At 65.7% G+C, this 20,740-nt stretch carries 21 protein-coding genes; 10 read left to right on the top strand and 11 right to left on the bottom strand.

Annotation, left to right across the window (positions count from 1 at the left end; all coding sequences use genetic code 11):
• Positions 1–3: 3 nt before the first annotated feature.
• The 3 genes from PVW49_RS09855 to PVW49_RS09845 all read right to left on the bottom strand — a co-directional run bounded on the left by PVW49_RS09855 (position 4) and on the right by PVW49_RS09845 (position 3,896).
• Entirely contained in the window at positions 4–543 is a 540-nt protein-coding gene (locus tag PVW49_RS09855) for a TadE/TadG family type IV pilus assembly protein (protein ID WP_074834816.1), read from the bottom strand.
• Positions 540–2,159: a TadE/TadG family type IV pilus assembly protein gene (locus PVW49_RS09850; RefSeq protein WP_074834814.1), complete on the bottom strand. Its 1,620-nt coding sequence runs from the start codon at positions 2,157–2,159 to the stop codon at positions 540–542. The genes PVW49_RS09855 and PVW49_RS09850 overlap by 4 nt, the downstream gene beginning before the upstream one ends.
• A 306-nt stretch (positions 2,160–2,465) precedes the next feature.
• Complete coding sequence (locus PVW49_RS09845; protein WP_074834812.1) at positions 2,466–3,896, bottom strand: Glu/Leu/Phe/Val family dehydrogenase; 1,431 nt, start codon at positions 3,894–3,896, stop codon at positions 2,466–2,468.
• Between the two features lie 472 nt (positions 3,897–4,368).
• On the opposite strand from PVW49_RS09845, the gene PVW49_RS09840 reads away from it, so the two are divergent.
• The 3 genes from PVW49_RS09840 to PVW49_RS09830 are packed head-to-tail and all read left to right on the top strand — an operon-like array spanning position 4,369 to position 7,076.
• Complete coding sequence (locus PVW49_RS09840) at positions 4,369–5,964, top strand: TadE/TadG family type IV pilus assembly protein (protein ID WP_274590476.1); 1,596 nt, start codon at positions 4,369–4,371, stop codon at positions 5,962–5,964.
• Entirely contained in the window at positions 5,961–6,500 is a 540-nt protein-coding gene (locus tag PVW49_RS09835; RefSeq protein ID WP_274590475.1) for a TadE/TadG family type IV pilus assembly protein, read from the top strand. The genes PVW49_RS09840 and PVW49_RS09835 overlap by 4 nt, the downstream gene beginning before the upstream one ends.
• A 6-nt stretch (positions 6,501–6,506) precedes the next feature.
• Positions 6,507–7,076 (top strand): TadE/TadG family type IV pilus assembly protein, encoded by a 570-nt coding sequence (locus PVW49_RS09830; RefSeq protein ID WP_274590474.1) that lies wholly within the window; start codon positions 6,507–6,509, stop codon positions 7,074–7,076.
• Positions 7,077–7,152: 76 nt separating this feature from the next.
• Here PVW49_RS09830 and PVW49_RS09825 read toward each other — a convergent pair whose 3' ends face one another.
• The gene (locus PVW49_RS09825) at positions 7,153–7,632 is read right to left on the bottom strand and encodes a hypothetical protein (protein WP_274590473.1); all 480 of its coding nucleotides are present in this window, start codon (positions 7,630–7,632) and stop codon (positions 7,153–7,155) included.
• A 173-nt stretch (positions 7,633–7,805) separates the two neighbouring features.
• Here PVW49_RS09825 and PVW49_RS09820 point away from each other — a divergent pair, with 173 nt between their 5' ends.
• Positions 7,806–8,717: a pirin family protein gene (locus PVW49_RS09820; RefSeq protein ID WP_274590472.1), complete on the top strand. Its 912-nt coding sequence runs from the start codon at positions 7,806–7,808 to the stop codon at positions 8,715–8,717.
• A 51-nt stretch (positions 8,718–8,768) separates the two neighbouring features.
• On the opposite strand, the gene PVW49_RS09815 is transcribed toward PVW49_RS09820, so the two are convergent.
• On the bottom strand, positions 8,769–9,839 hold the full coding sequence (locus tag PVW49_RS09815; protein WP_274590471.1) for an alcohol dehydrogenase family protein: 1,071 nt from the start codon (positions 9,837–9,839) through the stop codon (positions 8,769–8,771).
• Between the two features lie 82 nt (positions 9,840–9,921).
• Between PVW49_RS09815 and PVW49_RS09810 the strand changes: the two genes are divergently transcribed.
• Positions 9,922–10,437 (top strand): TetR/AcrR family transcriptional regulator, encoded by a 516-nt coding sequence (locus PVW49_RS09810; RefSeq protein WP_274590470.1) that lies wholly within the window; start codon positions 9,922–9,924, stop codon positions 10,435–10,437.
• A gap of 40 nt (positions 10,438–10,477) precedes the next feature.
• On the opposite strand, the gene argF is transcribed toward PVW49_RS09810, so the two are convergent.
• The 3 genes from argF to truA form a co-directional block, all read right to left on the bottom strand.
• On the bottom strand, positions 10,478–11,404 hold the full coding sequence (gene argF / locus PVW49_RS09805; protein WP_074834802.1) for an ornithine carbamoyltransferase: 927 nt from the start codon (positions 11,402–11,404) through the stop codon (positions 10,478–10,480).
• Positions 11,405–11,476: 72 nt separating this feature from the next.
• The gene (locus PVW49_RS09800) at positions 11,477–12,649 is read right to left on the bottom strand and encodes an aspartate aminotransferase family protein (protein ID WP_274564877.1); all 1,173 of its coding nucleotides are present in this window, start codon (positions 12,647–12,649) and stop codon (positions 11,477–11,479) included.
• A 192-nt stretch (positions 12,650–12,841) separates the two neighbouring features.
• Entirely contained in the window at positions 12,842–13,612 is a 771-nt protein-coding gene (truA, locus tag PVW49_RS09795; protein ID WP_274564876.1) for a tRNA pseudouridine(38-40) synthase TruA, read from the bottom strand.
• Positions 13,613–13,720: 108 nt separating this feature from the next.
• On the opposite strand from truA, the gene PVW49_RS09790 reads away from it, so the two are divergent.
• From PVW49_RS09790 to PVW49_RS09775, 4 genes are all read left to right on the top strand, one after another.
• The gene (locus PVW49_RS09790) at positions 13,721–15,136 is read left to right on the top strand and encodes a YcjX family protein (RefSeq protein ID WP_274590469.1); all 1,416 of its coding nucleotides are present in this window, start codon (positions 13,721–13,723) and stop codon (positions 15,134–15,136) included.
• Positions 15,133–15,579 carry a GNAT family N-acetyltransferase gene (locus tag PVW49_RS09785; protein ID WP_274564874.1) on the top strand — a complete coding sequence of 149 codons (447 nt, stop codon included), beginning with the start codon at positions 15,133–15,135 and terminating at the stop codon, positions 15,577–15,579. Before PVW49_RS09790 ends, PVW49_RS09785 begins: the two co-directional genes overlap by 4 nt.
• The gene (locus PVW49_RS09780; RefSeq protein ID WP_274590468.1) at positions 15,576–16,568 is read left to right on the top strand and encodes a YcjF family protein; all 993 of its coding nucleotides are present in this window, start codon (positions 15,576–15,578) and stop codon (positions 16,566–16,568) included. Before PVW49_RS09785 ends, PVW49_RS09780 begins: the two co-directional genes overlap by 4 nt.
• A 67-nt stretch (positions 16,569–16,635) precedes the next feature.
• Positions 16,636–17,775 (top strand): glycosyltransferase, encoded by a 1,140-nt coding sequence (locus PVW49_RS09775; RefSeq protein ID WP_274590467.1) that lies wholly within the window; start codon positions 16,636–16,638, stop codon positions 17,773–17,775.
• Positions 17,776–17,809: 34 nt separating this feature from the next.
• Here PVW49_RS09775 and PVW49_RS09770 read toward each other — a convergent pair whose 3' ends face one another.
• From PVW49_RS09770 to PVW49_RS09760, 3 genes are all read right to left on the bottom strand, one after another.
• A complete protein-coding gene (locus PVW49_RS09770) occupies positions 17,810–19,093 on the bottom strand; it encodes an MATE family efflux transporter (protein ID WP_082154596.1) in 1,284 nt (427 codons plus the stop codon).
• Positions 19,094–19,166: 73 nt separating this feature from the next.
• Positions 19,167–19,673 (bottom strand): PaaI family thioesterase, encoded by a 507-nt coding sequence (locus PVW49_RS09765; RefSeq protein ID WP_048532446.1) that lies wholly within the window; start codon positions 19,671–19,673, stop codon positions 19,167–19,169.
• Positions 19,674–19,705: 32 nt separating this feature from the next.
• Positions 19,706–20,128 carry a PaaI family thioesterase gene (locus PVW49_RS09760; RefSeq protein ID WP_074834786.1) on the bottom strand — a complete coding sequence of 141 codons (423 nt, stop codon included), beginning with the start codon at positions 20,126–20,128 and terminating at the stop codon, positions 19,706–19,708.
• A gap of 190 nt (positions 20,129–20,318) precedes the next feature.
• On the opposite strand from PVW49_RS09760, the gene PVW49_RS09755 reads away from it, so the two are divergent.
• The gene (locus PVW49_RS09755; RefSeq protein ID WP_274590466.1) at positions 20,319–20,726 is read left to right on the top strand and encodes a MerR family transcriptional regulator; all 408 of its coding nucleotides are present in this window, start codon (positions 20,319–20,321) and stop codon (positions 20,724–20,726) included.
• The last annotated feature ends 14 nt before the right edge of the window (positions 20,727–20,740 follow it).

Here is a 20,740-nt window from a genome sequence, read left to right as displayed (position 1 = left end):
CCATTACCTCGGTTCCTGGACGAATGCGGATGTAGAAACGATTGCGGTGAAGCCTTCGCTGTCCTTGGCCAGCTGGCCCCCGAGACCGGTTGTCGGGAACACCGGCTTGAACTTGTAGCAGGCACGCAGCAGCATGATCTCGTTGTCCTCGCCGCTCTGGAAATTCCGCAGCGGCCGGGCGTCTTCGGCCGAATTCTGACATTCGGCGGCGCTCGGAATGCCGGCGAAGGCCCGCGGATCGACTACCTTCATCTCGAGCCGCAGCGTTGCGGTGCATTCGGGAATGATGGCGGCGGTGTCGCAGATCTTTTCGCGGATGGTGTCGTAATTGGCCGCGAAACCGGTGGAGAGGCGGATTTCTCGCACCGTGGTGTCGAGGCCGCGTTCCAGCATGGCGTGGCGGATGTTCATCCAGCCCATCTCGACCATCGCGCCGAGGAAGACTGCAAACAGCGGCAGGACGATGGCGAATTCGATGACCGAGGCCGCGCCGCTTTCGTCCTTGCAGAACCGGGCGGTTGCCTGTTTCAGGTTGCGTGTCATTGGATCAGCCTCAGGTTGTTGATCTGGCGGGCAATGGCGTGGAAGGTTTCGGTGATCTCGATCCCCTCCACTGCAAAGTAATGCGAGTCCGAGGAGGCGCAGTCCTTGAGCGCGTTCTGCCCCGCTGTCGGCGCCTCGAAGGCGATGGCAAAGACCACGATGCCCTTGTCCCTGGCTGCCTGGCACACCGTCGACAGACGGGTGTCGGCCGAGGTCGCACCGACGATGCCAGTATAGCCGTAGTAGATGTTGGAATAGGCGCTCTGCGAGATGAAGTTGTCGCGCTCGGGCCGTTCCCAGAACTTCTTGGCCACGCCCTTGACCCCCCAGCGGGCATAGACTTCGGCGTTGGTCATCCGGCGAGCCGACGTGCCACCGTCGAGATAGTTGCGATAGCGGTAATCCCAGCTCCAGCCGTCGTAGCGCACCCAGTAGTATGTGTCGTTGCTGGTGCCCGTGTTGTCATCGACAAGCACCGAGAAGCGGTCATCGCTCATCGACGTGGTGCCCCGGTCGTCGATCCAGACGTCGGACCATTCGGTCTTGAACTCGGGTTTGAGGTCATATTGCGTGGTGTTCTGCCCATCGGTCATCAGCACCACCACTTTCATCGCCTCGGTGTCGGTGAAGGTTGCCGGACGCTGGGTGGCCGATTCCGACAGGTGGCCGTCGGCGCGCATCTGGTCGAACACCGGGGCGGCCGCGTCGGACAGCAGGGCCGTCCCCCATTTCATGCCGAGGTCGATGGCGGTATTGCCGCCGGCCCCGAGCGAGTCGATATGGGCCTTCAGCGCATTTGCATCGCTCGAGGCCACGACGATCTGGCCATAGTCGTCATCCGGGCACCAGGGATTGGAGATCTCGGTCGTGGTCTCGCTTGACGAATAGGGATCGAAATGCGCCAGACGCTTGAGCAGCTGGTCCTGTGTGATATCGACCGTGTCGAATTCATTGTCGTTGAAGATCACGCAGTTGGAATAGTCGTGCGTGTCCTCGATGTTGAAATATTGCGAAACGGTCGGGCCGAGGTTCACCGTGGCATTGTACGGCACCACGGAAACGGTGGTCTGATCCATCGCGTCGGTAGTCGGGGTGATCACCGTATCGACGAATTCCTTGGCGGCGGCGCGCAGGTTCTGGATCTTGCTGTTCGATCCCATCGAACCCGAGATATCGAGGATCATCGAGATCTCGACCTTGGAAATCTTTTCTTCCGCGACACTGTGGGCCGGCGCGTTCAGGCTGTCGATCCCGGCCATGCGCATGAACAGCGTCTCGACATCGGTGTTGCCGGTGGCCGAGACCGTCCGATAGTTGAGCCCCTCATCGACGGTGACCTGCGTCAGCGCACCGGCGACGCCGGCGGTGGCGACGTAATCCTGGGCGACGCCGGACGGATCGGCCTCCTGATCGAGATCGGCGGCAGCCAGCACGGCACGGTCGAGCACGTGCTGCATCTTGGTGCGGATCGATTCATAGCGCATCACGTCAATGGCCGCGCCAGTGGTCAGCAGGATCGCGAGGCTCAGGTAGACGCACACGATGGTGGCGTTGCCGGAGTCATCCTGCCAGAAGCGGCGTACAAAGGCGCGGTGCCCTTTCGCAAATCCTGTCATGTTGTCGTTCCCTCTGTGACCACGGAGCGGATCTCTGTGAGGCATTTACTATTGGGTGAGAATTGGTGCGCGCTGAGGGCGCAAAAGCGGCAAAAAAGGGGTTTTATCCGAGGAATTTAGAAAATCCCGCCACATCTGCCCCAAAGCAGACATGGTGTTTTCCTTGAAAATCAGAAGGTTGGGGGAATTCAACGGAACAGGGCCAAAAGCGGGCCGCGCGTGATCGCGCCGTTATCTTTCCGAAAAGCGCAGCGATCTCCGCCGCATTTCGCCGCGGGTCGGCCCCGCGGCGAAAGCTGTCTGGCCCTAGAGCCCCTTGGCGCGATAACTCGACGCCACCTTGCCGATCGCCACCAGATAGGCGGCGGTGCGCAGATCGTCGACGTCCTCACGCTCATGCCAGACATCGCGCATCGACTGGAATGCGGTGCGCATGGTGTCATCGAGGCCCGAGCGCACCAGCTCGAGCTCATCCGCGCCCCTGAGGTATTTCTCCTTGAAGTGCGGCGTCATCGACCATTTGTCGCCCAGGTGATCGCTGAGCCGCTCAAGCTCCTTGACGATCAGCTCGTGGCGCGCCTCTTCCTGCCGGCGCTGCATCCGGCCAAAGCGGATGTGCGACAGGTTTTTGACCCATTCGAAATAGGACACCGTGACACCGCCGGCATTGGCATACATATCGGGGATGATCACCGTGCCCTTCTTGCGCAGGATATCGTCGGCCCCGGCCGTCACCGGGCCGTTCGCCGCCTCGATGATCAGCGGCGCCTTGATCCGTTCGGCGTTCGACATGTTGATCACGCCCTCGAGCGCAGCCGGAATGAGGATGTCGCATTCCTCCTCCATCACCGCTGCGCCTTCGGAATGATGCGCGGCATCCGGATAGCCGGTCACACCGCCATGTTTGACGATCCATTCACGCACGCCCTCGACGTTGAGACCTTCGGCGCTGAACAGCGCACCGTCACGCTCGATGATGCCGATCACCTGGCAGCCGTCCTCTTCGGACAGGAACTTGGCGGCGTGATAGCCGACATTGCCGAGCCCCTGAACGATGACCCGCTTGCCGTCGAGCGTGCCCGAGAGACCGGCCTTGTCAACGCCCTGCCGGTCGCGAAAGAACTCGCGCAGGGCATATTGCACACCGCGCCCGGTCGCCTCGACCCGACCGGAGATGCCACCGGCATTGAGCGGTTTGCCGGTCACGCAGGCCCGGGCGTTGATGTCGGTGGTGTTCATCCGGGCGTATTGATCGGCGATCCAGGCCATCTCGCGTTCCGAGGTGCCCATGTCGGGCGCCGGCACGTTCTGCGACGGGTTGATCAGATCGCGCTTGGCCAGCTCATAGGCAAAGCGGCGCGTTACCTGTTCCAGCTCGTGCTCGTCATATTGCCGCGGATCGATGCAGAGCCCGCCCTTGGAGCCACCGAACGGCGCTTCGACCAGCGCGCATTTGTAGGTCATCAGCGCCGCCAGCGCCTCGACCTCGTCCTGGTTGACGGCGTTGGAATAGCGGATGCCGCCCTTGACCGGCTCCATATGCTCGGAATGCACCGACCGATAGCCCACAAAGGTCTGTATCCGCCCCCTTAGCCGCACCCCGAAGCGCACCGTATAGGTCGCGTTGCAGACCCTGATCTTTTCCTCCAGCCCCGGCGGCAGGTCCATGAGAGAGACCGCGCGGTTGAACATCAGATCGACGCTCTCGCGGAATGTCGGTTCATTGGCTGGCTGCATTGGGTTCCTCCATTGGGTCCGGGCAGACGACTCGCCCATTTGATTAATCTTTTGGCATCAAGCCTATGACGCTAAGGTTAAGGCGCGCGAGCATTTTTTCCGGTTTTTCCTTGCCGGATTTTCCCCGCCGCCCCGGGCTTCGGCGCACGAGATGGCCGGGCAAGCCATGCGTCGGACAGCTGACACCGCGCAGTAGGCCCAATTTCCCTCAAATTGTTTCTAGCGCCCAGACAATCCCCCGAAAGAATTTGCACTAACGCTGAAACAGATACAAAAACACGTTATTATACAGTGACTTGCCTTAATTTCGCCGAGTTCGTCGGGCATAGATATTGCAGCACGAGGTCCGTCCCGGGAACAGCTGCTTCCACCGCCATTTCGGCGCCAGACTGAAACTTCGGGGCTTCAGTGAGTGAGGATTGTAATAATGCATAAGGACATTTCTGGTCCGCCACTTTCCGTAAGGGAAAGGATGGCGACCCGGTTGCACCGGTTCCGGCGCGACGACGCGGGCACCATCACCGTACTTGCCATGATTATTTTTGTCGGCATCATCGCGATCTGCGGCTTCGGCGTCGATCTGATGATGAACGAGATGAAGCGCGCCAAATTGCAGGCCACGCTTGACCGGGCCGTCCTGGCCGCGGCCGATCTCGAACAGGATCTCGATCCTGCCGCGGTGGTTGACGATTACTTCGTCAAATCCGGCATGGACGGCACGCTCAGCTCCACTTCGGTGGACGACGGGCTGAATTACCGCGTGGTCTCGGCCACGGCCCAGCAGTCCTCCAACCCGCTCTTTCTCGGCGTGCTCGGCATCGATCAGATGATCGCCCCGGCCGCCGGCGAAGCCATGGAACGAATGTCGAACGTCGAGATCTCGCTGGTGCTCGACCGCTCCGGTTCGATGGGATCGAACAACAAGATCCAGAACCTGCGCGCCGCCGCCCGCGAATTCGTCGATACGGTGATCCAGCCCGAGGGTGCCCCCAGCCTGACCACGGTCAACCTGGTCAGCTACAATGCCACGGTGAACCTCGGATCGGTGGTGTCGCAGTATTTCAACCTCTCGGCCGAGCACAATTATTCGAGCTGCGCGATCTTTCCCGATACCGCCTTCGACACTCTGGGCATTTCGCGCACTTCCGAGCTTGACCGGCTGAGCCATTTCGACCCCTGGAGCAGCAACGAATACACCACCGAGATCTCGCAGCCGTGGTGCCCGGATGACGATTACGGCGCGATCGTGGTGCAAAGCGCCGATGCCACGGCCCTCAAGGGCCACATCGACAACCTCGGCGCCGGCGGCAACACCGCGATCGACCTCGGGATGAAATGGGGCACCGCCCTGCTCGATCCGAGCGCGCAATCGCTGGTCGACGACATGATCGCCGATGGCCAGGCCGATCCCATCGTCGCCGGCCGTCCCAGCGCCTATACCGATCCCGACGCGCTCAAGATCATCGTGCTGATGACCGACGGCGCCAATACCACCGAATATGATCTCAAGCCCGAGTTCCAGACCGGCATGTCGGAGATCTTCATTGACGACCGCGGCGACAACAATCCGTCGAACGACCGGTTCTCGTCCCGCATCGTCGACCAGTCGGGTACCTCCTCGGATGTCTACTACTGGGATCGCTACGAGAACTACTCGAACAGCTACAAGTACCGCAATTCGCCCGACGGCGGCAGCAACGCGCGGCAGATGAGCAATGCCGAAACCTTTGCCCGCTGGGGCACCCGCGGCCGCGCCACCAAGTTCTATCGCACGCCCTACCGGGATGGCCGGGTGTCCTACAGCACCTATGCCGGGCAGTACAACGCCTATGAGGGTATCGTTTACGCCGACCACGCCGACACCCGGCTTGCGGCGATCTGTGGGCAGGCCCGGGATGCAGGCATCGTGGTCTTCGCCATCGGCTTCGAGGCGCCCCAGCGCGGCCTGGACGCGATGGAGAACTGCGCCTCCTCTCCGTCCCATTACTTCGACGTCGCCGGTGTCGAGATCTCCGACGCCTTCAATTCCATCGCCCGGACCATCACCCAACTGAGGCTGACCCAATGACCCATCGCCTGAAACTCCATATGCGCCGGTTTGTCCGCGAAGAGTCGGGCTCGGTCGAAACCGTGGCCTTTGCCCTCTGGATGCCGATGATCGTGCTGATCCTGCTGACAATGCTCGAGGTGGGCGCTTATACCGCCCGTGCCACAATGCTGGAACGCGCCATGGATCAGACCGTCCGGTCGATCCGGCTCGAGACCGGGGCGGCGCCGCAACACGATGCGATCAAGGACATGATCTGCGAACGCGCCGTGATCCTGCCCGATTGCACCGCCAACCTTCGGCTCGAGATGGTGCAGCGCGACCCGCGCGGCTGGACGGCCCTGCCCGGCTCGGCCGACTGCACCGACACTGCGCTCGAGGTCGCGCCGGTGCGCGCCTTCGTCAATGGCCAGACCAACGAGCTGATGGTGCTGCGCGCCTGCGCCAAGGTCACGCCGATCTTTCCGATCACCTTCCTGGCGCCGTCTCTCCAGAAGGACAACGCCGGAGACTATGCCCTGTTGGCCGCAACCTCCTTTGTCCAGGAACCGAGGTAATTCGTCATGATTGTTAAAAATTTCGGAAAACTCGCCTCGCAACTGCATAAATTCCGCCGCGATGCCGATGGCAGCGTCAATATCGAGGCCATCATCCTGATGCCGGTTCTGCTGCTGACGATGGCGGTGTCGATGGTGTTCTACGATGCGTTCCGCCGCGACAGCATGGGCGAAAAGGCCACCTACACCCTGGGCGACATGCTCTCGCGCGAGACCGCCTATATCACGCCGGCGTATGTCGACAGCGCCAAGGACCTGTTCGGCTTTCTCACCGGCACCGGCGACGCCGACAACACCATCCGCGTCAGCGTCGTGTCCTATGACGGGCCGGGCGCACGCTACAACGTCGAATGGAGCGAGGTGCGCGGCGCCCATGCCATGACGCTGACCGATGCCGAGCTTGCCGGCCAGCATGACCAACTGCCGGTGATGGTGAGCGGCGAACAATTGATCGTGGTCGAAACCTATGTCGATTACGACTGGCCATTGGAGCTCGGGTTCAATGACGGCGTGCTGACCGCGCGCGTCTTTACCCGCCCCCGGTTTGCGCCACAACTCGTCTGGCTGGGAAGCTAACCCCCCAACAGGCACACCGACAGACGTGTTGTGACCAGCGACAGACCGGGCAGCAATGTCCGGTCTGTTCCTCCTGTCAGAGCCCGCCGCGCCGCTCGACCAGCTGCATGTTCATCAGGTCGGCCATGTATTTCGCATCCGCCGCCGCCGTCACCCCGCCGACCCCGATCCGCTTGCCCATCACCCAGTAGAGCCCGGGCCGCCAGCGCCGGGGCTGTCTGGTCCGGGTGACGATCATGAAGCCGTTCGACGGCTTCATCGCCAGCATGCCGCGTTCGACGGTGACGATATCGTCGAAGGCCGCCAGCAGATGACCTTCGGAATCGAAAAGCCCGTCATCGCGCAGCTCGAGTCGCAGCGCGGTGGCCTGAAGCATCCGCATCGCCGCATAAAGCGCCGCGCCGCCCAGCCCGATCAGCGCCAGCTGCCAGTAAAAGGCATCAAAGCTCTGAGACAGCGCCAGATAAAGCACCAGCAGCCCCAGCCCGAACATCGTGCCGACGCCGAAATACCGCCGTGCGGGCGATGCCGCCAGTTCCGCCAAAACCTTTGCCATATGCGCGTTCTCCTCAGCTCCGCCGCCTCTTACCCTGCTTTGCGATCGGGTGCGAGGGGGCTTGCGGGCCAATGGACCTGTGTCCTGACGCACATGACCCCTTCGGCGACCGCGATTGCAGCGCGCTGATGCACGACCTAACTTTGCCGCAAGAGGCAAGAAAGGACCTTACCATGTCTTTGCGACCCACATTAGAAACCCGCCGCGCCCAACCCACGATGGAGGGTGCCGGCGTCAAACTGCACCGCGCCTTCGGCTTTCAGGATCCGAGCGAGCTCGACCCCTTCCTGTTGTTCGACGATTTCCGCGGCGAGACGCCCGGCGACTACAGCGCCGGCTTTCCCTGGCACCCGCACCGCGGCATCGAGACGATCACCTATGTTCTGGGGGGCGCGGTGGATCATGCCGACAGCCTCGGCAATTCCGGCACCCTGGGCGCGGGCTCGGTGCAATGGATGACCGCCGGATCGGGCATTCTTCACCAGGAGATGCCCAAGGGCAACGCCAAGGGCCAGATGCACGGCTTTCAGCTCTGGGCCAACCTGCCCTCCTCGCTGAAGATGACCGCGCCGCGCTATCAGGACATCCATGCGCCGGACATTCCCGAAGTGATGGATGACGACGGGACGCGGGTCAAGGTGATCACCGGCGAGTTCTGGGGCAAGCGCGGGCCGGTCGACGGTATCGCCGCCGATCCGCAATATCTCGATGTCTTTGTCCCGGCGGGCGTCAAGAAGACCTTCAGGGTCGACACCTACCGCCGCGCCTTTGCCTATGTCTTCGAGGGCGCCGGCGCCTTTGCCGATGCCTCCGGGCCGCAGGGCGTGCTGCTTGAGAAGGAGGTGGCGGGCCAGGAGGTCAATATCCGCGACCTTTCGGGCAACCGCACGCTGGTGCGCTTCGGCACCGGCGACGAGGTGACGGTGCAGGCCGGGCCCGAGGGCATTCGTTTTCTGCTGATCTCCGGCGCGCCGATCAACGAGCCGGTGGCCTGGCACGGGCCGATCGTGATGAACACCCGCGAAGAGCTGACCCAGGCCTTTGCAGAGCTGCGCAACGACACCTTCATCCGCCCGGCGCATTGATCGCAGGCGGGGCGCCCGACACCGGGCGCCCCGATCATTTTCGCCACGACATCAGCCGGCGATCAGGATGCCGATCTTGCCCATGTGGGATTTTTCCAGAAAGGCCTCCTGCGCCTGGCGCAGATCGTGCAGCGGATGGGTTTCGGCCACCACCGGGCGAATTTCGCCCCGCTCGATATAACCCACCAGATCGGTGAAGACCCACGGCTCCTGCCGGGTGCTGCCGATCAGGGTCAGATCCTTGAGGTAGAGGGTGCGCAGGTCCAGCTCGACAATCGGCCCGGCAATGGCGCCGGAGGTCACATAGCGGCCCCTGGGCGCAAGCGCGTCGAGCAGCCCGGGCCAGCGCGTGCCCCCCACCAGATCGAGCACCACGTCAAAGGCGTCCTGCGGCAGCTGATCGTCGCGGCCCAGGGTGGCATCGGCACCGAGCGTTCTGAGCGCCTTGGTCTTGGCCGGGCTGGTCACCGCCGTGACATGGGCGCCACGACGCTTGGCCAGTTGCACCGCAGCCGAGCCGACCCCGCCGGAGGCGCCAGTGATCAGCACCCGTTCGGCGCCCAGGGCGGCGCGCTGGATCATCCCTTCGGCGGTCGAGAAGGCGCAGGGGAAGGAGGCCAGCTCCACATCCGAGAGCGCGCTGTCGACCGGGACGGCATTGGCGGCATCGATGGTGGTATATTCGGCGAAACCGCCGTCACGCTCCGAACCGAAGGTCTCCAGCGCATCCGCATCGCCCCCTTCAGGCCGGTACATCGGACGCACCAGCACCCGCGCGCCCAGCCGCTCCGGCGCAACACCGGCGCCCAGGGCGACGATCTCACCGCAGCAATCGGCGCCCTGGATCCGGGGAAAGCTCAGCGCACCCGACCAGCCGCCATCGGCATCCGAGGCACCGTCATAACCCCCGGCGGCGGCCGAGCCGGTGTCGCCGCGCACCGCCTTGGAATACCAGCCGGTGCGGGTGTTCACATCGGTGTTGTTCACCGCCGAGGCGCCGACCCGGATCAGCACCTCGCCGGCCCGCGGCTGCGGCACCGGCACGTCCTCGCGCCACTCGAGCCGGTCGAGCCCGCCATGGCCGGTCAGGACAACGGCTTTCATCGTTCGGGGCAATGTCATTGCGGAATCTCCATGTGTAGAATGATCTCTCTACTTGCCCAAGTAGAGAGATCATTCTACATCGTCAAGCATGACAGACACGATGACCAGGATCGCCAGCGGGCTTGAGCGCGCATTTGCCAGCGGCGGCTTTGCCGCGCCCAGCGTCGAAGATCTGCGCGATGCGGCGGGGGTAAGCCTACGCACGCTTTACAAATACACCCCCTCGCGGGTCGAAATGGTGCGCGCGGCGCTGGAAAACCGGCACCGGCGCTATCTGGCGCGGGTGTTCGACGATCTGCCGCCGGCGCCGGAGGCGGCGCTTGACGAGATCCTGACCCGGATCGGCGGATGGATGGAGACCGAAGCCTCGCATGGTTGTCTGTTTCACGCCGCCGTGGCCGCCGATCCCGGCAATGCCGACCTGCGCGCCCTGCTCGAGCGCCACAAGACCGAAGTCGCCGCCCGCGCGGCGGCCGCCACCGGCCTTGCCGGACGCGAGACCCATCTGCTGCTGTTGTTCGAAGGGCTGACGCAGACCTGGCCGCTGCGCGGCGCCGCGGCCATGGCCGCGGCCGGCGCACTGGCCAAGACGCTCACGGCCGACGCATCGGCGTGAACGCGCCCTGAGCGCCCTGAGACACGCCTCTGCGCCGGGATCAGACGCCCAGGCACCAGCGCATGACGGCCTTTTGTGCATGCAGCCGGTTTTCCGCCTCGTCGAAGACCACCGAATGCTTGCCGTCCATGATCTCCGAGGTCGCCTCTTCCTCGCGGTGGGCCGGCAGGCAATGCATGAAAAGCGCGTCCGGCCGGGCGTGCTGCATCAGCGCCGCATTGACCTGATACGGCCGCAGCATGTTGTGACGCCGCTCCTTCGAGGACTGGCTGTCATGCATCGACACCCAGGTGTCGGTCACCACCAGATCGGCATCGGTCACGGCCCGCACCGGATCGCGCTCGATGGTGACGCTGACACCCTGCTTGCGGGCATGGCCGATGAACTCGGCCTCGGGATCGAGCTGCGACGGGCCGGTAAAGACCATGTCGAAGCCGAACTGCCCGGCGGCATGCAGGAAGGAGGCGCAGACATTGTTGCCGTCGCCGGCCCAGACCACGCGCTTGCCCCGGATCGGCCCGCGGTGTTCCTCGTAGGTCAGGATATCGGCCATGATCTGGCAGGGGTGGGTGCGGTCGGTGAGACCGTTGATCACCGGCACATCGGCATATTCCGCCATTTCGATCAGCACCGATTCATCGAAGGTACGGATCATGATCAGGTCCACATAGCGCGACAGCACGCGGGCGGTATCGGCGATGGTCTCGCCATGGCCCAGCTGCATGTCCTGCCCCGAGAGCACCATGGTCTGCCCGCCCATCTGGCGCACGCCGACGTCAAAGCTGACCCGGGTGCGGGTCGAGGGTTTTTCAAAGATCAGCGCCACCATCCGGCCGGCCAGCGGCTGGTCGTCGTCGGGCGCGCCGCGCGTCCGGCCGAGCCGGGCCTTCTTCATCGTCTGGGCATTGTCGATGATGGTCCGCAGGTCGGCGGCGGCGGTCTTGTGGATGTCGAGGAAATGGTTCATGGCTATTCGCTTTTCTGGCGGAAGATTGGGGCCAGCCCCCAAGCTCCCGCGGTATTTTCAAACAGAAGAAGATCAGGCCGCGAGCGCGGCGGCGGCCCGGTCGAGACGGCGAGCGGCCTCGGCGATGTCGTCCTCGGTGACGGTCAGCGGCGGCAAGAGGCGCACCACGTTGTCGGCGGCGGGCACGGTGATCACCTGGGCGTCATAGCCGGCGGCGACCAGATCTCCCGGGGCGACCCGGCACTTCAGCCCGAGCATCAGACCCTGGCCGCGGACTCCCTCGAAGATGCCGGGGTGATCGGCCACCAGGCCTTCGAGTTTCTGGCGCAACAGCCCGGCCTTGCGGTTGACGCTGTCGAGGAAGGCCGGCGTGCCGACGTGATCCATCACCGCGCAGCCCACCGCGCAGGCCAGCGGATTGCCGCCATAAGTCGAGCCGTGGCTGCCGGCGGTCATCGGGCCGCCCGCCGCCTCGGTGGCCAGCACCGCGCCCAGCGGGAAGCCGCCGCCGATGCCCTTGGCCACCATCATGATATCCGGCGTCGCCCCCGACCATTCATGGGCAAAGAGCCGGCCGGTGCGGCCCATGCCGCATTGCACCTCGTCGAAGATCAAAAGCAGACCGTGGGCATCGCAGAGCGCCCGCAGCCCCTTGAGGAAGGCGTCGGAGGCCGGGCGAATGCCGCCCTCGCCTTGGATCGGCTCGATCAGCACGGCGCCGGTGGTCTCGGTGATCGCCGCCTCGACGGCATCGAGATCGTCCCAGGGCAGAGACGTGAAGCCGGGCATCAAGGGGCCGAAGCCCTGGGTCATCTTTTCGCTGCCCGAGGCGGCGATGGCGGCCGTGGAGCGGCCGTGGAAACAGCCCTCGAAGGTAAGAAAGCCGGTCTTTTCCGGCTGGCCGGCAGCGTGATGATACCGGCGCGCCATCTTGATCGCCAGCTCGGCGCATTCGGTGCCGGAATTGGTAAAGAAAACGGTGTCGGCAAAACTCGCCTCGACCAGCTTCCGGGCCAGCGCCTCCTGCTGCGGGATCTCGTAGAGGTTGGAGACATGCCACAGCGCCTGCGCCTGATCGGTCAGCGCCTTGACCAGCGCCGGATGCGCATGGCCCATGACATTTACCGCGATGCCGCTGCCCAGGTCGAGAAATCGGCGCCCGTCCTCTTCGATCAGCCAGCTGCCTTCGCCCTTGGCGAAGTGCAGTTTTGCCCGGTTGTAGGTTGGCAGGACAGGAGGGATCATGGCGTCATCCTTTGCAAGAAGGCCGATTGGTGCCAAGGGCACGCGGTCAAGTCAAGGTTTTGATGGGATTGAAAACAAACAGGCCGGGGCCGCGCGCGGGGCGGCGCGGCGGGAAGATCAGAAATCTCGTCGGATCCGGGGTGTCTGTGTCATGCGCGCTGTCTAGGGCGGAACGCCGCCGCGCGCAAGGGCTCATCGCGCAAAGGGATCCTCGGGATAGCCCACGCCCATCAGGTAAAGCCCCTGCGGCGGGCAGACCGGGCCGCAGGCGGCGCGGTCGCGGGCGTCGAGCGCGTCTTTGACCCGATCGGGCGGCCAGGCGCCCGAGCCCACCCGTTCCAGCGTGCCGACGAAGCTGCGCACCTGGTTGTGCAGGAACGACCGCGCCGCCAGGCGGAACTGGTATTCAGGCCCGGCATCGGTCTCGGCCAGGGTGATCTCGAGGCTGTCGAGCGTCTTGACCGGCGAGGCCGCCTGACAGATCGACGAGCGGAAGGTGGTGAAATCGTGATGCCCCACCAGATGCGCCGCGCCCGCGCGCATCGCCTCGAGATCGAGCGGATTGTTGACTCGCCAGACCTGCCCCGCCTCCATGGTGCAGGGCGCGCGGCGCGACAGCAGCCGGAAGAGATAGCGCCGCTCCAGCGCCGAGAAGCGCGCATGCCAGTCATCGGCCACCGGCGCGCAATCGCGGATCGCCACGCGGGCGGGTTTCAGGTGGTGGTTCAACGCCTCGGAGAGCCGGAAGGGATCCCACTGCTTGACCATGTCGCACTGCGCCACCTGGCCGCGGGCATGCACCCCGGCATCGGTGCGACCGGCGGCCGCGATGGTGTGGTCGCGCGGCTCCAGACGGGCCAGCGCGGCCTCGATCGCACCTTGCACCGAGGGTTGATCGGCCTGCCGTTGCCACCCGGCGAACCCGGTGCCGTCATATTCCACTTTCAGCGCATATCTGGGCATGGCCGCGCATCTACCCCGAGGGCCGGGCCGAAACAATCCCCCTCGCGCCACTGGAACTGCGGCGTCGCGGCGCCTATCCTCTGGAACAGTCAGAACGAGGGGGCAGGTTTGGTCATCAATACTTTGGCCGATGGTGTGTTGCGCAGCGTCGAAGCGGTGACCGATACGGTCAGCGGCACCTTCTTCGAGCCGGTGATCCGGCTGGGCGTCACCGGGCTGGCGCGCTCGGGCAAGACGGTGTTCATCACGTCGCTGGTGGCCAATCTGATGGATCGCGGGCGGATGCCGGGGCTGGTCGCCGCCGCAGAGGGCCGGCTGCTCACTGCCTATCTTCAGCCGCAGCCCGACAATACCGTGCCGCGCTTTGACTATGAGGCGCATCTGGGCGACCTGACCTCGCGCAGCCCGCATTGGCCGGAAAGCACCCGGGCGGTGAGCGAATTGCGGCTCTCGCTCAAGGTGCAGCCCGGCGGGCTGCTTTCGGGCTTGCAGGGGCCGCGGGTCATCCACCTCGACATCGTCGATTATCCCGGTGAATGGCTGCTTGACCTGGCGCTTCTGGACAAGAGCTATGCCGAATGGTCGGAAGAGGTGATGCAACGGATCAAGGGGCGCTCGGAAGCCGCTGATTTTCTGGTGCTTTCCGGTCAGACCGATGCGGCGCAGCCGGCCGGGGAGCCGGTCGCCAAGGCGCTGTCTGCGAGCTTCACCACCTATCTCAACGCCGCCCGCGACGCCGGATACTACGACTGCACGCCGGGGCGGTTCCTGCTGCCCGGCGATCTGGCCGGCGCGCCGGTGCTGACCTTCGCGCCGCTGCCGCAGCCGGAAGAGACCCCGCGCAAGGCGCTCTGGCGCGAGATGGAGCGGCGCTACGAGGCCTACAAGCGCGAAGTGGTGAAGCCGTTCTTTCGCGATCACTTTGCCCGGATCGACCGGCAGGTGGTGCTGGTCGATGCCCTCGGCGCGATCCACAAGGGGCCGCAGGCGGTCGAGGACATGCGCCATGCGATGGCCGACATCCTCTCGGCCTTCCGCCCCGGACGCAACGATTTCCTCACCCGCCTGCTGATGGGCAAGCGGGTCGAGAAGATCCTCTTTGCCGCCACCAAGGCCGATCACCTGCACCACGTCCAGCACCCCCGGCTGACCGCGATCATGGAGGCGCTGACCCGCGACGCCCGCGACCGGGCGCGCTTTGCCGGCGCCGATACGGCGGCGATGTCGATCGCGGCGTTGCGCGCCACCACCGAACAGACCCTCGCCCACAAGGGCCGCAGCCTCGATTGCGTGCGCGGCGCGCTGCTCGACGGCGGCCGGCAGGCGGCCTTCTACCCCGGCGAACTGCCGGAGGATCCTAACTCCCTGCTCGGCCCGGCGCGCGACGGCGCCGAGCGCTGGCTCGACGGCGATTTCCAGGCGATGCGCTTCGCCCCGGCGCCGCTGACACTCAAACCCGGCGACGGCCCGCCCCACATCCGGATTGACCGGGCGGCGCAATTCCTGATCGGAGACAAGCTGTGACCCCCGACATCCGAGACGCCCGTTCGACCGACGCCGGCAAGATCGCCGCGATCCTGACCGAAGCCATGGACACGCCGCCGTGGAAGCCGAACCTGCACAGCGGCGCGCAGGACGTGGCCCATTGCGGCCGGATGATCGACAAGGGCTGGGTCCGGGTGGTCGAGAGCGGCGACGGCCGCATCCTGGGCTTTATCGCCCGCAATGGCGAAGAGATCGATGCGCTCTTCGTGGCGGCGCCGGAGCGCGGCCAGGGGGTCGGGGTGGCGCTGCTCGACGACGCCAAGGCCCGGGCGAACCGGCTCGAGCTCTGGACCTTCCAGCGCAACACCGGGGCGCAGAAATTCTATGAACGCGAAGGCTTTGCCGAGGTGACGCGCAGCGACGGCGCGGGCAACCAGGAGCAACTGCCCGACGTGCGCTATGCCTGGGAGGCCAAGACATGAGCAAGGGACCGGTGCTGATCGAGCTTGACGAAGACACCCCCTCGCCCGCCGAGGCGCCGCCGGTGCCCGAACTGGGCGCGCCGACGCCCAAGGGCCAGGCGATGCAGACGGCGGCGGTGCTGGCGGCGCGGCGGCCGTCGCGGCTGGCGCGCTGGTTCTGGGGGCTGCTGGGGGCGGTGATCGGCGCTGCGGTCTCGGTCGCGGCCTGGGATTTCGCCACCGCGATGATCGACCGGCAGCCGATCCTGGGCTACGCGGTGACCGCGCTGATCGCCGCGCTGCTTCTGGTGATGGCGCTGATCTCGCTCAAGGAGGTCGCCGCCTTCGGCCGGCTGCGGCGGATCGACAGGCTGCGGCTCAGAGCGGATGAGGCACTGGCCAATTCCGATCTCAAGGCCGCGCGTGCGGTGGCCGCCGATCTCCTGACCTTCTACGCCGGGCGCGAGGACACGCGCTGGGGCCGCGACAAGCTGCGCGACGGGATGGAGGATGCCTTTGACGCCGACGCCATGCTCGGAGAGGTCGAGCTTGACCTGCTGGCGCCGCTCGATGCCGCCGCCAGGCGCGAGGTCGAGGCGGCGGCGCGGCAGGTGGCGACGGTGACGGCGGTGGTGCCGCTGGCGCTGGCCGACGTGGTGGCGGCGCTGACCTCCAACCTGCGGATGATCCGCCGCATCGCCGAGATCTACGGCGGCCGCTCGGGCACGCTGGGCAGCTGGCGGCTGACCAAGGCGGTGATGGCGCATATCGTGGCCACCGGCGCGGTGGCGGTGGGCGACGACATGCTCGAGCCGATCCTCGGCGGCTCGCTGCTGGGCAAGCTCTCGCGGCGCTTTGGCGAGGGCATGGTCAACGGGGCGCTGACCGCGCGGGTCGGCGTTGCCGCGATGGATGTCTGTCGCCCGGTGCCTTTCGGGGTCAAGACCCGCCCCTCGGTGCGCGGCATCGTGCAGAGCGCGCTGACCGGGGTCTTCAAGAGCGATCGCTAAGGCCGCGCTTGCGGCAATCGGGGGGCGCTGCTAGGCAGGCGCGGAACCAAGGAAAGGCCCCGCGCCCATGCGCATCTGCATCGTGACCGGTGAGTATCACCTGCCCGGCGAGACCTTCATCAACCGTCATATCCAGCACATCTTCGGCGGCGCGGCGGCGGTAGTCTGCGGCCGCTATCACGGCGAAAATTCCTATGACGTGGCCTGGTTCAACCGGCGCGGCCGCGACACCGGGCTGGCCGACCGGCTGATGATGCCCCTCGCCGTCGGGGTCAACCGGCTGCGCCACGGCACCGGGCGGCTGCCGTTCGGCCAGGCCAAACGCGAGCTGAAGGCCTTTCTGAAAGCACAGCGCATCGAGGGGGTCCTGGCCGAGTTCGGCACCCAGGCGCTGGCGGTGGCGCCGCTGGCGAACGAGATGGGCATTCCCTGCTTTTCCTATTTTCGCGGCACCGATGCCTCCAAGGCGCTGAACCAGGGCAATATCCCCGGCGCCTATGCCAAGATGATGCCGCGGCTGGCCGGGGTGTTCTCGGTCTCGCAATTCCTGCTCGATAATCTGGCGGCGCGCGGCGTCACCCATCCCAATGCGCATGTGATCCCTTCGGGGGTGAACGTGCAGCTGTTCCGGCCCGCCGAGAAACGCCCGCTCTCGTGCCTCGCAGTGGGGCGGATGGTCGAGAAGAAGGCGCCGCTGGTGACCCTCCGCGCCTTCCTGAAGGCGAGCGAGGGGCTGGCGGGGGCGCATCTCGATGTCATCGGCGACGGCCCCCTGCTCACGCCGGCCCGGGCCCTGGTGGCCGAAGCCGGAGCCGAGGCCAGGGTGAGTTTCCACGGTGCCCAGCCGCATGAGGCGGTGCGCGACCGCCTGGCCGGCACCGAGTTCTTTCTCCAGCATTCGATCACCGCCGCCAACGGCAACACCGAAGGGCTGCCCACCGCCATCCAGGAGGCCATGGCCTGCGGCTGCCTGACCGTCTCGACCCGCCATGCCGGCATTCCCGAGGCGGTCGACGAAGGCCGCACCGGCTGGCTGGTGGACGAGCACGACGAGGCCGGTTTTGCCGACGCGATCCGCAGCGCCATGACCGCCGGGAACCGCGCCGCCATGGCCGCCGAGGCCCGGCAGGTGGCCGAGGACCGCTTTGACAACCAGAAGCTGCTGGAAAAGCTGGAACGGGTGATCCGGGAGACGGTGGCGGGCTGATCCTTCCGCAGCTTCAGCCCCGGTGGCGGCGCGATCAGCCTGCCTGCCGGGCGGCGCTTACGGCATGGGCCGCCCGCTCCAGCGCCGGATACCGCGCCAGGAGGCTGAGGCCGCGGGCGGCAAAGGAGACATGCAGCGCCAGCCACAGGCCATGGTTGGCCCAGACCGGGGTCAGCAACCAGACCGCGGCGAGATAGCAGAGTGCCGCCAGCAACATCATGTTGCGCATGTCGGCCGACCGGGTGGCGCCGATGAAGATGCCGTCGAGCATGGTCAGGCCGATCTGCATCACCGGCGCGGCGATCATCCAGGGCAGGAATTCGCGCGCCAGAAGCCGCACGTCGGGGGCCTTGGCCAGGATGTCGATGAAGGCCGGGCCGAACAGCCAGAACAGGAGCGACAGCAGCCCGGCGGTGATCGTCGCCCAGAGCGTGGTGAGCGCGGCGCCGCGCCGGACCCTGTCTACCGCGCCGGCGCCGAAGGCCTGGCCGACCAGCGCCTCGGCGGCAAAGGCGAAACCGTCGAGCGCATAGCCGGTCACGTAGAGGAATTGCAGCAGCACCTGATTGGCCGCCAGGGTGGCATCGCCAAAACGGCCGCCAAAAAGCAGAAAGCTCACCAGGATTGCCTGCAACAGCGCCGAGCGGATCATGATGTCGGCATTGACCACCGCCATCCGCTTGAGCCGCACCCGGTCGAAGACCCGCGCCCAGTCGCGCCAGGACGGGTGACGAAAGGCGGCGCGGCACATCCAGAGCCCCATGGCCAGCCCGCTCCACTCCGCCAGGAAGCTGGCCAACGCCACGCCGCTGACCCCCCAGCCGAGGCCCAGCACGAAGACCACGTCAAGCGCCATGTTGGCGCCGTTCATCCAGAGTTGCAGCCCGAGCAGCGCACGCGAGCGTTCCTGGGCGATCAGCCAGCCCGAGATGCCGTAGATGGCGATGGCGGCCGGCGCCGACCAGATGCGGATCTGCATGTAGTCGCGCGCCATGGCCTCGACTTCCGGCGAGGCCGGCGAGACCGCGAAGGCCAGCGGATAGAGCAGCGGCTGAAGCAGGATGAACATCACCCCCGCCGCCAGGCCGATCATCAGCCCGCGGGTGAGCAGCGCCGCCACCTCGGCGCTATCGCCCTGCCCCGCTGCCTGCGCGGTCAGCCCGGTGGTGCCCATGCGCAGAAAGCCGAAGATCCAGTAGACCGCCGAGAGGATCACCGCACCGACACCGACCGCGGCAATCGGTTCGGCGGCGGGGATCTGGCCCACCACGCCGGTATCGACCACCCCGATCAGCGGCGTCGTCATCGCCGCCAGCATGATCGGCAGCGAGATTTTCAGCACCCGCCGATGGGTCAACGGCGCGGGCCCCGGCGCCGGGCCCGTGGCGGGGTCAGTCACGGGGCAGCATCAGGAAGTGCCCGGTCGCCTGGGCATGCGGCCGGTTGCGGTTGTCCTGCCAGGCCTCGGCGTGCACGCTGGCATAGCGCCGGCCCGAACGGGTCACCCGGGCGCGGGCATAGCTGTCGCGCGGCAGGCCCGAGCGCAGGTAATCGACGGTAAAATCGATTGTCTTGGGCAGGCGAGGCAATGTGCCGGCCTCGACCTCCTCGAGCGGCAGGGCGCCGCTTTCCATGTCTTCCCAGATGAACGACCACGACAGGCCGACAATCGCCGTCACCTCGAGAAAGGCCGCCGTCACCCCGCCGTGCAATGCCGGCAGCATCGGGTTGCCGATCAGCTTGTCGTCATAGGCCAGCAGCGCCGTCAACTCGTCGCCGCGCCGGTCGAAGGTGATGCCCAGGTATTGCGCATAGGGAATGCCGCCGGCCAGGGCGCGCAGGGCGGCGTCGCGACGGTGCTTGACCTGTTGCAGGGGTTCACGGCGGTTCTGGGGCATGGGGCGACCTCGGGGTCAGGCGGTTTCGGGGCTCAGCTTTTCTCGACGGTGAAGGCGCCGGTTGCGGTGGCGACCGGCCGGTCGAAATCCTCGTCGTAGGTGGTGGCGCGGACAAAGGCCACCGTCCGGGTGACATGGTAGCATTCCGCCCGCGCGGTGATCGTCTGCCCCGGGGTGGCGGCCCGCATGTAATCGATCCGCAGATCGATGGTGGCGGTGGCGCCGCCGACCTGCGGATGGCTCATCACCGCGGTGCCGCAGCAGGTGTCCATCAGCGCCGAGACCGCGCCGCCGTGGATCACCCCGGTTTCGGGGTCGCCGACAAAGCGGGTGTCATATCCCATGGCGATCTCGGCCTTGCCGTCCGAAACCTCGGTGATCGTCATGCCAAGCTCGCGTGAATGCGGGATGCTGCCGATGAACTGTCGGGCAAAGGAAGTCTTGTCGGTCGGCATGTTCTGTCCTTGCAGTGTTTCCGATTTATGCGCATTCCCGCTCACCGGTTGCAAGCGGCGAGCGGTCATTGCGCCCCCCGCCCTTTTTGGCCTAATCTGTCCGCGGATGGCCCGATGCCCGGAGCGCAAGCCGCCTTGGGGGTGGTGTTTCGGTGTGAGGCAGGCAGCAGAGCAACCGGGGGAATGCGGCATGAGCGAGACAAGGCTCAGCTTCAAGGAGATGTGCGCCAAGTTTGACGTCACACCACGAACCTTGCGTTATTACGAGTATATCGAATTGCTTTCGCCAGAGCGCGAAGGCCGTTCTCGGTTTTACGGCCCGCGCGAAATCGCGCGGATGGAACTCGTCATGCGCGGCCGGCGCTTTGGCTTCTCGCTCGAGGAATGCCGGCAATGGCTGATGATCTACGACCACGAAGGCACCCGCGCGCAGATGCGGGTGTTTCTCGATATGGCCGACCGTCAGCTGCTCGCATTGGCCGAGCAGAAAGAACAGCTCGACGCCGCGATGCGCGAGCTGAGCGACCTTCGCAAAGAGACCGCAGAGACCTTGAACGACGGGGCCGAAGCGGCCTCCGGCCCTTTTCAAAGCGGTTAGAATGTTGCGCTGAC

This window comes from Marinovum sp. PR37 (assembly GCF_028807375.1).
In the GTDB taxonomy this organism is placed as follows: domain Bacteria; phylum Pseudomonadota; class Alphaproteobacteria; order Rhodobacterales; family Rhodobacteraceae; genus Marinovum; species Marinovum algicola.
The sequence above is the reverse complement of the archived record's forward strand: the minus strand, read 5'-3'. Positions and strand labels throughout refer to the sequence as shown.